10 protein-coding genes and 2 pseudogenes are annotated in these 12,214 nt (G+C 55.6%); 9 read left to right on the top strand and 3 right to left on the bottom strand.

What is annotated here, in order from left to right; genetic code table 11:
- Positions 1 to 23 precede the first annotated feature (23 nt).
- Positions 24 to 266 (bottom strand): hypothetical protein, encoded by a 243-nt coding sequence (locus VF724_RS11060; protein ID WP_371754301.1) that lies wholly within the window; start codon positions 264 to 266, stop codon positions 24 to 26.
- Between the two features lie 339 nt (positions 267 to 605).
- Here VF724_RS11060 and VF724_RS11055 point away from each other — a divergent pair.
- Positions 606 to 1,401: pseudogene (locus VF724_RS11055) on the top strand (thiolase family protein).
- A gap of 53 nt (positions 1,402 to 1,454) precedes the next feature.
- On the opposite strand, the gene VF724_RS11050 reads toward VF724_RS11055, so the two are convergent.
- Entirely contained in the window at positions 1,455 to 1,889 is a 435-nt protein-coding gene (locus VF724_RS11050) for a universal stress protein (RefSeq protein ID WP_371754300.1), read from the bottom strand.
- Positions 1,890 to 2,244: 355 nt separating this feature from the next.
- On the opposite strand from VF724_RS11050, the gene VF724_RS11045 reads away from it, so the two are divergent.
- Positions 2,245 to 3,240, top strand: a complete 996-nt coding sequence (locus tag VF724_RS11045) for a bile acid:sodium symporter family protein (RefSeq protein ID WP_371754299.1) — start codon at positions 2,245 to 2,247, stop codon at positions 3,238 to 3,240.
- 256 nt (positions 3,241 to 3,496) lie between these two features.
- Here the strand turns inward: VF724_RS11045 and VF724_RS11040 are convergent, their stop codons facing one another.
- Complete coding sequence (locus tag VF724_RS11040; RefSeq protein ID WP_371754298.1) at positions 3,497 to 5,065, bottom strand: NAD(P)H-hydrate dehydratase; 1,569 nt, start codon at positions 5,063 to 5,065, stop codon at positions 3,497 to 3,499.
- 148 nt (positions 5,066 to 5,213) lie between these two features.
- On the opposite strand from VF724_RS11040, the gene VF724_RS11035 reads away from it, so the two are divergent.
- The 7 genes and pseudogenes from VF724_RS11035 (at position 5,214) to VF724_RS11005 (ending at position 12,214) form a co-directional block, all read left to right on the top strand.
- Positions 5,214 to 5,915 carry a response regulator transcription factor gene (locus tag VF724_RS11035; RefSeq protein ID WP_371754297.1) on the top strand — a complete coding sequence of 234 codons (702 nt, stop codon included), beginning with the start codon at positions 5,214 to 5,216 and terminating at the stop codon, positions 5,913 to 5,915.
- Positions 5,912 to 7,315, top strand: a complete 1,404-nt coding sequence (locus tag VF724_RS11030) for a sensor histidine kinase (RefSeq protein WP_371754296.1) — start codon at positions 5,912 to 5,914, stop codon at positions 7,313 to 7,315. Before VF724_RS11035 ends, VF724_RS11030 begins: the two co-directional genes overlap by 4 nt.
- 62 nt (positions 7,316 to 7,377) lie before the next feature.
- Positions 7,378 to 8,007: a hypothetical protein gene (locus VF724_RS11025; RefSeq protein WP_371754295.1), complete on the top strand. Its 630-nt coding sequence runs from the start codon at positions 7,378 to 7,380 to the stop codon at positions 8,005 to 8,007.
- A gap of 282 nt (positions 8,008 to 8,289) precedes the next feature.
- Positions 8,290 to 8,352: pseudogene (locus VF724_RS11020) on the top strand (hypothetical protein); the annotation flags it as partial.
- Entirely contained in the window at positions 8,324 to 8,857 is a 534-nt protein-coding gene (locus VF724_RS11015) for an LrgB family protein (RefSeq protein WP_371754294.1), read from the top strand. The pseudogene VF724_RS11020 and the gene VF724_RS11015, both read left to right, overlap by 29 nt.
- Positions 8,858 to 9,218: 361 nt before the next feature.
- A complete protein-coding gene (aceB, locus tag VF724_RS11010; RefSeq protein ID WP_371754353.1) occupies positions 9,219 to 10,808 on the top strand; it encodes a malate synthase A in 1,590 nt (529 codons plus the stop codon).
- A gap of 59 nt (positions 10,809 to 10,867) precedes the next feature.
- Positions 10,868 to 12,214, top strand: coding sequence for an FAD-binding oxidoreductase (locus VF724_RS11005; RefSeq protein ID WP_371754293.1), 1,347 nt, complete (start codon positions 10,868 to 10,870; stop codon positions 12,212 to 12,214).

The following is a 12,214-nucleotide window of genomic DNA, read 5'->3' as shown; positions in this document are numbered from 1 at the left end:
GCAATGGCTATATCTTATACCTCTTATATCTCCCGCTGCGCGTGGGAGATTCTTCTCGTGTCCGCCTCGCGCCGGGATTGGGCCAGCAGCACGATGCCGAGAAGCGCCAGACCCGCCAAGCCTAGCAGATTATACGGGGAGACAAGGATGAGTCCGCCCGCAAAGAGCGCGATTCGTTCCCAAGGCTTGAATATTGTAAGACAAGTATTTTTGCGTACAAAGCTTACCGATAATGCGGTCACAATTGCTATGAATGCCGCCCTCATCGGCGTCCGTCCGCTCATCAGCGTATAAAAAATGACAAGCAGAGCCTACAAAATATCCGGATGATGATGGAGAACATCGATTTGAAAGTCTTCGAACAAGTGGTTGAAAAATTGATGGGTTCCGGCCGAACGGGACTGATCTGTTCGAGAAGAACGCTGGCGCTCGGGCTTTTTCTCGAATTTTACATGAACCAGTTGAATAAGGAGGTCGTTCTTTTGTTCGGCGAACCGAGAACGATCGATTTGATCAATCGATTCGGTCCCGGGGACACGGTGGTCGGAATCGGCTTCGCCCGCTATTCGCGAATCACTGTGAAAAGTCTTGAATATGCAAAGAAAATTGGAGAAGCGGTCATTGTAAGCGCCGTTCGAACGGCGATCGGATCATTTAACGGCAGTTTGAGGGACGTTCCGGCAGTCCGGCTGGGAGAGATTGCAATCCGCGCAGCAATAGAAAGTGAGGAATTGGCGGCCGATCAGGTCGAAGAGGTGATCATGGGCAATGTGCTGCAGTCGGGGATCGGGCATAATCCCGCCAGACAAGCTGCCGTGGGCGCGGGTATTCCCGTAGGCGTGCCCTCGTTCACCGTGAACAAGGTGTGCGGCTCCGGCCAACGATTGCAACATGGGCATTACGGCGGAAAATTTGTGCGAGAGGTACGGGCTCAGCCGGGAGGAATTGGATGCCTTCACGCTGGACAGTCAGCAGAAAGACGCTGCCGCCATTAGCTCGGGCAAATTCCGGGACGAAATTGTCCCGGTTGAGATTCCCCAACGCAAAGGGGAGACGCTGCTGTTCGACAGGGATGAATACCCCCGCCCGGATACGGACGCAGGGGCGCTGGCCAAGCTGCGTCCGGCGTTTCAAAGCGGCGGACGGGTAACGGCGGGCAAAGCTTCCGGGATCAATGACGGAGCGGCTGTGCTGGCGGTCATCCTGGAACTCGGAATGAATCCGTAGATCGTCAACGTCAACGGCGGGGCGCTTGCCTTGGGCCATCCGATCGGGGCCAGCGGCGCGCGCATTCTGGTCACGCTGCTGCATGAGATGGGGCGGCGCGGGGCGCGATACGGGCTGGCCACATTGTGCATCGGAGGCGGGCAAGGAGTGGCGACGGTCGTGGAACGCTTATGACCTCTGGACAATTCGAATTCAATAACTGCCGTATCGCAGGCATGGCGGTTTCATTATTTGACCACCAGCACGGGAATCCGGGAATGCTGCACGACATTATGGCTGACGCTGCCCAGGAACAGTTCCTTCAGCTCGCTCATGCCTCTGCTTCCGATCAGGATCAGATCGAATCCGTTTTGCCGGGCGTATTCGGCAATCATGCTTGCGGGCTCGCCCTCCAACATTTGTACGGAATGGTTGGCGCCCGCCGCTTCCAGCTTGGCACGCGCGCGATCGGCAATTTTTTCCGCTTCCTCCTGAAATTTTTGCTGCATGTCGGGCGTGACGGAAATATACCCCTCACCGATAATCAGAATAGGGAACTTGGCCACATGCAGCGCTTCAATCCGGATTTCACGATTCAGCTTGGCCAGTTCGACAGCTGTTTCCAGAGCTTTGTCCGCGGCTGGCGAGCCGTCGTAAGCAACCAAAATTTTCGAGAATACCATGGCAGATCATTCCTTTTCTTTAATTTAAACCGATTATAGCAAAAACAAAATCGAAGAATATTGATAAAAATCACAGACAACTGTATATTTTTTCAATAAACGCGCGCCTGAAGAGGTGCGCGTCTTACTGCTCGCCGGAGAACTGGTGACTGCGAGTCAAACCGATCCGGATCGCCGGATGCCGCTTGATGGAGTCGCCTGCTTCGGGCCAATGTTTCCGGTGTTTCCGGCAAAAACCGCTGTTCAGCCAAGTTTCGTTATGCTAACATGGAGAACATTGAATTGATTTTTTAGTGGAAGAGAATTTTAAGATAGAAATCAGGTTCCATAGAATGAAAAATGGAGTGTAGTCGACATGCTGCAGAAATTAAACCAAAGACTGGAAAAATTGATGCCCTTTATTACCCCGTTTAGTGTTGTGGCCGGCGTGCTGCTGGGAGACGTTCTGTCTCCATATGCTTTTCTTGTGCCCTGGTTGTTCGCTTTTATGACGTTTTCCGGAAGCTTGAGCACCGGCTTTCGGGAATTTCGCGAGGTCGTTTCCCATCCGCTGCCCATTTTCGCCGTTTTAATCATTTTGCATGTACTGATGCCGTTGTTGGCATGGGGAGCGGCCAGTTCGCTGTTTCATGGAGACGCCTATACGATTACCGGCTTGGTGCTTGGGATGGTCATTCCTACCGGAATCACCAGCTTTATCTGGGTTTCCATCTATAAAGGAAGTATCCCGCTTTCTCTGTCGATTATTCTGATCGACACGTTACTTTCACCGTTCGTAGTGCCTTCCAGTTTGCTTCTGCTGGTCGGAACGCATGTGCATATCGATGTGCTGAACATCATGAAAGGACTGCTGTGGATGATTGCGCTGCCTTCGCTTGCCGGCATGATGCTCAATCAATTGACGCGCGGCGGAATCAAACAATCATTGGGGGCGAAGCTCGCGCCTTTTTCCAAAATCGCCGTCGGCGTTGTGGTCGGGATCAACGGCGCGGTTGTCGCCCCGTATTTGACCCACATTACCGGAAAATTGATTTCCATTGCACTTCTTGTGGTAATCATGGCGGCTGTCGGCTATGCGCTCGGTTGGGGGATTTCCAGACTGTTGAAGTGGGAAAGGGACATCAGCGTATCGATGATGTTTAACGGCGGGATGCGGAACATCAGCGGAGGCGCAGTGCTGGCCGTTGCGTATTTTTCGCCCCCTGCGGCGATCCCGGTCGTCATCGGCATGCTGTTTCAGCAGATGCTTGCTTCCTTTTTCGGAGCGCTGGCCGATAAATACTATTCCCGCAGGGCGGGCTTGCGCCGGAAACCGGTTGCAGTGGATCGGAAGCAGGTGATCAGAAGCTGATCGGAAGCCGATCGCAAGCATGGAGTCGGAAGCAGGTGCCCGGAAGAGCAGACTGCGGCCTGTGATCAATCAAACCAACGGAAAACGCCGGTCATGCCGCCGGAGTTCCCGCGTTTTTTCGGATAAGGATTATCCGGTTTTTTACCACATCAGAAAGTATAAGTTTTCGGGATTGAAAACGAGCTTTCCGATTGGCGATAAAACCTTCCGCTGGACGCGGTCGCTCATCACTGAAAAGGCCTCGATAGAGGTTTTCTCACAGCTCTTCAATGATATCCCCGGCGATCAGCGACGCCGGGGTTTGCCGTTTGGCCGCGGCGCGGTCGCCCGCCGCGCCGTGCAGGTACACGCCGAGCGCCGCTGCGGCCGCGGCGTCCAGTCCCTGCGCCAGCAGGCTGCCGAGCACGCCTGCCAGCACATCGCCGGCTCCGCCCGTCGCCATCCCCGGGTTGCCGGTCGTGTTCACGTACACGATCCCGTCCGGGGCGGCGACCACGGTGCCGGCTCCCTTTAGCACGACCGTTAGGCCGTGCTGAAGGGCATAGCGGCGGGCCGTGCCGATGCGGTCGCGCTGCACGTCGCCGATGGCGACGCCCGCCAGGCGCGCCATCTCGCCGGGATGCGGCGTAACGATCACCGGCCGCGTTGTTCGCTTCCAGGAAGCGAAGTCTCCGGCATCGGCGATTATGTTCAGCGCATCGGCGTCGACGACCAGCGGCACGTTCGCGCCCTCCCAGACGGCGCGCAGCCAGCCGCTGTCCTGCGGGAACCGGCCCAGTCCGGGGCCGATCACCAGCGCATCCTTGCCTGCGGCCAGCTCCAGCAGCCGATCCGCGGTGTCCGCGGTCCAAAGACCGGTCCCTCGGTCCGGCATGCCGGCCAGCATCGCCTCTGGCAGACGCCCGGCGAGCGTGTCGGCCAACCGGTCCGGCAGCGCCCAGGTGACCAGCCCGCAGCCGGCTCTCAGCGCGGCCTTCGAGCTCATCAGGCCGGCTCCGCCCATCGGGCGCGATCCGGCGGCGATCAGCACATGGCCGTATGTCCCCTTATGGGTGTCGGCGTTCCGCGGCAGTGTCGGATCGATGCCGAAGCCTTCCCGGAACAGCCCCTCATGCAGCAGAAAGGCATCGACGCCGAACTGCTCCGCCAATACCCGCGGAATGCCGATGGGCGCAACTCGCACCTCTCCTGCGTATTCCGCCCCCGGTCCGGTCGCCAGCCCGCGCTTCATGAACGCCAGCGTCACGGTCCGCACCGCGCGGATGCACGGATCATAAGCCTCCCCCGTATCGGCATTCAGCCCGCTCGGCACATCCACCGCGAGAATCGGCAGCCCGCTGCCGTTAGCCTCCCTTATCAGCGAGGCGTACGGCTCGCGCGGAGCGCCCTGGGTACCGGTGCCGAACAGCGTGTCCATAACCGCGTCATAAGCCTTCCAATTCAAGCTTCCCGGTGTATAGACAATCAGGCGGATGCCTAAATTTTCGGCGATTTTTTTCTGCAGCAGGGCGTCTCCCGTCAAAGCTTCGGGAGCTTCCGCATACACAACCTCTGCCTCTATACCCGCTTCGAGCAGATGGCGCGCGGCAGCCAGACCGTCCCCGCCGTTATTGCCCTTTCCGGCCAAAACCAGCCAGCGGACGCTCGCGGGTTGGTCTCCGCTTGTGCCCGTCTTCCCGATTCGCCGCATACTCCGGCTCATATCGAGCGCCTGCAGGGCCGCTTCTCTTCCCGCGTTCTCCATCAGGACGGCTGCCGGAATGCCGATTGCGTCGATGGTATGGCGGTCAAGCCTGCGCATTTGTTCCGCAGTGACAAGATGCATGTCCTTTTCACCTCTTGTTATCCGTTAACTTTAGATATTAATATATCATAAGAATGGAAATTTTCTCATAACAACCGAGAAAGCCATACCGCTGTATTGATATTTTCATTGGTATTTTCAGTGATCCTGATTCGGGGGAGAGCCGGTCATGAAAAAAATTTTGGTCGTGGATGATGACGTGCATATTTGCAAGATCACCAAATTGTATCTGGAGAAGCACGGATATGAAGTGGAAACCGTTTACGACGGGCTGCAGGCGGTCGGCGCGTATGAACGGGGCCGTCATGATCTGATCGTGCTGGATTTGATGCTGCCGGGACTGGACGGACGGTCGATTTGCCATACAATCCGCGAAACGTCCGATGTGCCGATCATCATGCTGACGGCCAAAGGGGAAGTCGGCGACCGGATCGGCGGTCTTCAGCTGGGCGCGGATGATTATATGGTCAAGCCGTTCGATCCGAACGAGCTGGTGGCCAGAACGGAATCCGTGCTGCGCCGCATGCTTCCGAGGTCGGTTCCGGAAAGGAACGGAGGGGTCCGTAAATACGGCACTTTGAGGATTGATGAAACCGCCTATCAGGTCTATTTGCGGGGCGAGCCCGTCAATTTGCCGCGCAGAGAGTTCGAGCTGCTGCTGTTTTTGGCGAAACATCCCAACCAGGTGTTCTCCCGGGAGGACTTGATCACCAAAGTATGGGGCTGGGATTTTGACGGGGAGGACCGGGTGGTCGATCTGTATGTCAAACGGCTCAGGCACAAGCTGGCGGATGCTTCCGGAAGCGGTTCCGCTTGGAGGATCCGGACGATCTGGGGCGTCGGCTACAAATTTGAGGTGTCTGCGACATGACGAAATCTTTTTTTCGCAAAATGCTGAGCGCTTATATTCTTGTCGCCGTCGTCACGATTGCCGCGATTTCAGGCACAATCAGTTATTTCATGGAGCGCGGCACATATCTGAAAACGGAAAAGCTGCTGCAGGACAAAGCTGCCCAGATCAGCGAATGGAGCGCGGAGATGGCCTCGGGACAACTTGAGGCGAAGGATTTCAACAGACAGGTGAAGCTGCTGGAAAAGAGCTCGAACGTCCGGGTATCCGTGATTCGGAAGCGAATGGTGAAGACCAGCGGTCAATGGTTTCCGTTCGGGGAGGAGCCGGAATGGAAGGAATGGGTGAACCGGGTGCTGGAGGGAGAAGAGGTGACGGTGAAAAGCCCGTTCCGGAAAAACGACCGCAGGGAGATGCTGATCGTGGGACTTCCGCTTCAATGGAACGGGCAGATTGCCGGAGGGATTTTTCTTTATACGCCTCTGCGCAATATCGAGGGCGTTGTCAGTGAGATCAACCGGATGATTGTGCTCGCCTCCCTGCTGGTGGCCGTGCCGGCAGTTCTTCTGCTGTACGTGGTTTCACGCCGTTTTATCCGCCCCATCATTCTGATGAGCCGCTCGGCGAAGGCTTTATCCGGCGGTGATTTCAGACATCGGGTGCCGGTCAAGGGCAAGGACGAGGTCGCGGAACTGGCGCGTTCCCTGAATCACATGGCAGGCCAGCTGGAGCAGGTGGAGCAGCGAAGAAGGCGGTTCATCTCGGAAATCTCGCATGAGCTGCGCACCCCGGTGACGACGATCCGCGCTTCGCTGCAGGGTATCATAGACGGAGTGGTGGAGCGTTCCGAGGAAAAACAGTTCATCCGGATTTCGCTGGATGAAACCAAACGGTTGAGCAAGCTGATCGACGATCTGCTGGAGCTTTCCTCCTTTGAAGCGAAGCAGATCAAAATGCGGTTTGCGGATATAGATCTTACCGGGCTGCTGCAGCAGACCGTCACGCAGATGAACGCCAAAGCCCGGGAAAAAGGCGCTGTCTTCCGCAGCGATATTGAGGATGGGGTTATGATTCGGGCAGATGCCGACCGCTTGAAGCAGGTGCTGGTGAATTTGCTGGACAACGCCCTGAATCATACTCGGGCCGATGCGGAGACGGGTGTCACGCTGCGGCGATCCTCCCTCGGGGGGGTAAAGATTTCCGTTTGGGATCAGGGGGAAGGCATTCCGTCCGAGAAGCTTCCCCATATCTTCGAACGCTTTTATAAGGCGGACGAGAGCCGGGGCAAATCCGGAGCCGGACTGGGTTTGACGATCAGCAAATATATCGTTGAAGCACATGGAGGAACGTTGAGCGTACAGTCCCGTGTCGGGGATGGGACGATTTTTCATGTGGATTTGCCGCCGATGACCAATTTATGACACATTTTCGTTCTAAGATGGGCTTGTAAGGGAAAATATCCATTCCAAAGGAGAGATGCGTGTTGTACAAAAAGCTCATCGGTATCGTTATGGCAGGCACTTTGTTATTCTCCGCCGCGTCGGCATTTGCCGAAGCTGCAAGCAACCCCGGCTCGGGCACGGCAGGCTTCGGACAAGCGCAGGACGCTCAAGCCTGGAAGCAGTGGCGTGCTGAGCTGAAGCAGGTTCAGCAATCCTGGAATGACATCGTGATTCAGGAAGCGCAGAAGCTCGGGATTGCGACCGAAGGCAAATCGGCCAAGGAGCTCAGACAAGCGATTCGCGATTACTGGCAGTCGAAGCGCATGAACGCTTTACAGGCGCAGGCGGAAAAGCTCGGCATCGATACTGCGGGCAAGACCTTCGACCAGCTGAAGAGTGAAGTCAAAGCCAAGCTGCAGGAGAAGCTTTATGCCAAGGCTTCCCAGCTGGGGATCAACACCGACGGAATGACGGTTGAGCAGGTGCGGGCAGCGGTCAAGCAAGCGTTGGAATCGCAGCGGATCGACCGTCTGAACAAGGCAGCCGCCAAGCTGGGCATCGATACAACCGGCAAAACGCCGGAGCAAATCCGATTGGAAATCAAAAACGCCGTGATTTCCAAGCTGAAGGAGAGACTGAACAAGCTGGAACAAAGTGAATCCGGAGCATAAAGTGAATCCGGCGCATAATCAATGCGGTCTTCACCGGCCCGCATCAGAAAAGGCGTCAAAAAACCGTCCGCTAAATCGGGCGGTTTTTTGTGTTATTTTTCATTGAAACGGCATATAAAAAGTTATAGAATTATAAATAAGAAACGATGTTTCTTAATAGCAAACAATTTTTCCGGTGTTTGTCCATAATGGAGTCTTCGCGGGAGGATTAATCGGCGGCACGCTGCTCGGCTTCAGCGGAGATGGAAGGCGCTCCATCCGCTGCTCGTCCTGTCGTCTGCGTTGATTCTGCTGCTCTATGCGTCGGGAGTGCATTATGGAACGTACCAGCTGGGCGGAGGGCTGCTCGAATATCTGCTCGGACCGGCTACGGTCGCTTTGGGCATTCCGATTTACAAGCATGCGGGGGAACCTGCGCAAACACCTGCGGGCCATTCTCACCGGATTGGCCACCGGATCCCTGAGCGGTTTGGTCGGCGCGGGGGTGATGACTTGGGCGCTGCACGGGTCTCGGGAGATTATTCTATCGATGCTGCCGAAATCGGCGACCACACCGGTATCGATGGAAATTGTCAACCGGCTGGGCGGGATTCCCGGGCTGGGGGCCGTACTTACCGTGCTGACCGGATTGCTCGGCAGTATGATTGGACCGCCGCTGCTGCGCAAAATCGGGATTGGCAGCGATATTGCCGTCGGTACGGCGATGGGCACGGCGGCACATGGAATCGGCACGGCGCGCGTCATCGGAGAATCGGAGCTGCAGGGCGGCATTGCCGGATTCAGCATGGGGCTTAACGCCGTGGTTACCTCGGTGCTGGTCATTCCGCTTTATTGGTATTTTTCATTTTGATCGTGGATGATGTGCAAATTTGTTGCCGCTGTATGTTCGTTACTTTTAGGCTGTCGAGAAACCCCGTAATCATGGGAATGAAGATCCATGGGGTTGGGGGGTATCTTCTGTAGAGACTTGGCGAACGTCTTTGAAACCGGGAAAATACCGCAATTTCTAATCTCCTTTTCCTGGTTTCAAGAGCGACGGAAGAAGATATTCGGATGTAAAGAGAGCATTCGTCAAATCGGGCGCCCTTTTTGTGATTTTTTCATTGAAAACACATATAAAAAATAATATAATTAAATTATTAGAAACGACGTTTCTTAATAGGAAACAAAATAAAATCAACTGAAAGGATGAGCATTTTATGAGCAATCATATGGCAGGACTGCCTGAAGGAGTTCAGCTTACGGGAGAGGTTACGCCGGAATTTGCGGAGATTTTGACGCCGGAGGCGCTATCGTTTGTCGCCATGCTGCAGCGGGAATTTAACGGAAGGCGTGAACAGCTCCTGCAAAACAGAAAAGAGCGGCAAAAGAAGATCGACCAAGGGATTATGCCCGATTTTCTGCCGGAAACCGAAGCGATTCGCAAAGGAGACTGGACAATCGCTCCGCTGCCTGAGGATCTGCTTGATCGAAGAGTGGAAATCACGGGTCCGGTCGACCGCAAAATGATCATCAATGCGCTCAATTCCGGCGCCAAGGTATTTATGGCGGACTTCGAGGACGCCAACTCTCCGACCTGGAACAACAATATCGAGGGCCACATCAATTTGCGTGATGCCGTGAGACGGACCATTACATACACGAACGAGAACGGCAAACAATACCGGCTCAATGATCAAATCGCCACGCTGTTTGTGCGGCCGCGGGGCTGGCACCTGGCGGAAAAGCATATGCTGGTCGACGGCAAACCGATGTCGGGCAGCCTGTTTGATTTCGGCCTTTATTTCTTCCATAATGCCAAAGCATTGATGGCAAACGGCTCCGGGCCTTATTTCTATCTTCCCAAAATGGAAAGCCATCTGGAGGCCCGCCTCTGGAATGACGTATTCCTGCGCGCGCAGAGCGAGCTGGGCGTTCCCACCGGCACGATCAAGGCGACGGTGCTGATCGAGACGATTTTGGCGACATTTGAATTGAATGAGATCCTGTATGAGCTTCGCGAGCATTCCGCCGGACTGAACTGCGGAAGATGGGACTACATTTTCAGCTACATCAAAAAATTCATCAAATTGCCCGAAGTGATTTTGCCGGACCGTTCGGTTGTCACCATGACAACTCCGTTCATGCGTTCGTACTCGCTGCTGGTCATCCAAACCTGCCACCGCCGCAAGGCTCCTGCAATGGGCGGTATGGCCGCGCAAATTCCGGTCAAGAACGATCCCGCAGCCAACGAAGAGGCCATGAAAAAAGTGCGCGCCGACAAGCTGCGCGAAGCGACGGACGGCCATGACGGCACTTGGGTGGCTCACCCGGCGCTGGTTCCCGTGGCCATGGAAGTATTCAATGAGATCATGCCGACTCCGAACCAGATCGACAAGCAGCTGGACGTGAATATTACGGCCCGCGATTTGCTTGAAGTGCCTCAGGGCGAGATTACGGAAGAGGGACTTCGCATGAATATCAACGTGGGCATTCAGTATATGGAAGCCTGGCTTAACGGGCAAGGGGCGGTTCCGATCTTCAATCTGATGGAGGATGCCGCTACGGCTGAAATATCCAGAGCCCAGGTGTGGCAATGGGTTCACCATCCGAAGGGAATTCTGTCTGACGGCAGAAAGGTTACGCTTGAAATGTTCGATCAGTTTTTGGCCGAGGAATTGGAAAAGATCAAGGCGATGGTTGGAGAAAAGCGGTATGCTTCCGGAAAGTTCCAGCAGGCGAGCGAGCTGTTCAGCCATTTGACGAAGAACGATGAATTTTCCGAATTTTTGACCTTGTTGGGTTATGAAGCTTTGGACTAAAATGAAGTTATATCAAGAGTCTGTGCGACGGACAGACATATTGAAAGGAGAGGCGAATCATGGCTGCATCAGCAAAGTCCGGCATCTTGGAAGCGGCGGAGCGGCTGGCTGACATCCTGCAGGGAACGGATAAGATCTCGCAGGAAAGCAGCGATCAGACGGACCCGGGCAGGCAAATCTACGGAAATGCGGGACGCCTGAAGGTCTATCCGGACAACGAATCGGAAGTCAGTCAAGTGCTCAAATTTGCCAATGACCATTCGTTGACTGTCATCCCCGAGGGCGGGGGGACGAAACGGGGACTCGGAGGCATTCTCGGGGAAGCGGATATCGTGCTTTCGCTCGCCCGAATGAAAGGAATCGTCGAGCATTCGGCGGGCGACCTCGTGCTGACCGTGAGGCCGGGCACGACGCTGGCCGAAATTCAAAAGCAAATCGCTCCGGTCGGTCAATTTTTGGCGATCGATGCTCCGCTGTCGGAAACCTCAACCATCGGCGGCATCATCGCCGCCAACACAAGCGGACCGAAGCGTCTGCGCTACGGCTCGGCGCGTGATTTGGTCATCGGCATGCGGGTGGCTTATCCCGACGGCCAAGTGCTTCGCTCCGGCTCCAAAGTGGTAAAGAACGTTGCGGGCTATGATATGAACAAGCTGTATGTCGGTTCGATGGGCACATTGGGCGTCATCACGGAGATCAACTTCAAATTGAAACCGATTCCGCAGTGCGAAGGTCTGATGCTGCTTGAGGGATCGGCTGGGGAGATTGCGGATTTCTCGCAGCGGATCATGGATTCGATGATGGAGCCTGTCGCCCTGGAAATGCTCAATCCCGCCTTGAACGCGTACTTGGGAGGGAGCTCTTGCTTTGCCTTGGCGGTTGGCTTTGAGGATGTGGAGAAAGCGGTTGCCGCCCAGGAGCAGTGGGTGAGAGCGAATGCCGGCGGCCTGAAGGAAGCCGCATCGCTGCGGGACAGCGACGCTTCCGCTTGGTGGAGGCGCCTTGCGGACCTCGAAGGCTCAGCGGATGGAGAAGCGATCCGGTTTTCGTTCAAGGCCGGAAGCCTGCTGACGGATACGGCGCCGCTTGTGGAATTTGTCGAACGGGAAGCGCAGGCAAGAGGAATCAAGCTTTACGCGCATGGCGGAACAGGTACGGGCATCTCGCATTTCCATCTTCAGGAGGCCGATGAAGGCAAGGCGTTCGGATTGCTGGAAGCGATGCGGCGGAAGCTGTCCGAAGCCGCCGGTTATGTGGCGGTGGAGAAGGCTCCGCTGGCGGCAAGACAAAAAATCGACGTCTGGGGCGGAACGAATCCGGCTGTCCGGCGTTTGATGGAAGGCATCAAGGAGCATGCCGATCCGAAAAAAATCCTGAATCCGGGAAGATTTGCGGGAGGAATTTGA

Origin of the sequence: Ferviditalea candida (assembly GCF_035282765.1) — a bacterium.
GTDB lineage: Bacteria > Bacillota > Bacilli > Paenibacillales > KCTC-25726 > Ferviditalea > Ferviditalea candida.
This window is presented reverse-complemented; position numbering and strand designations above follow the sequence as displayed.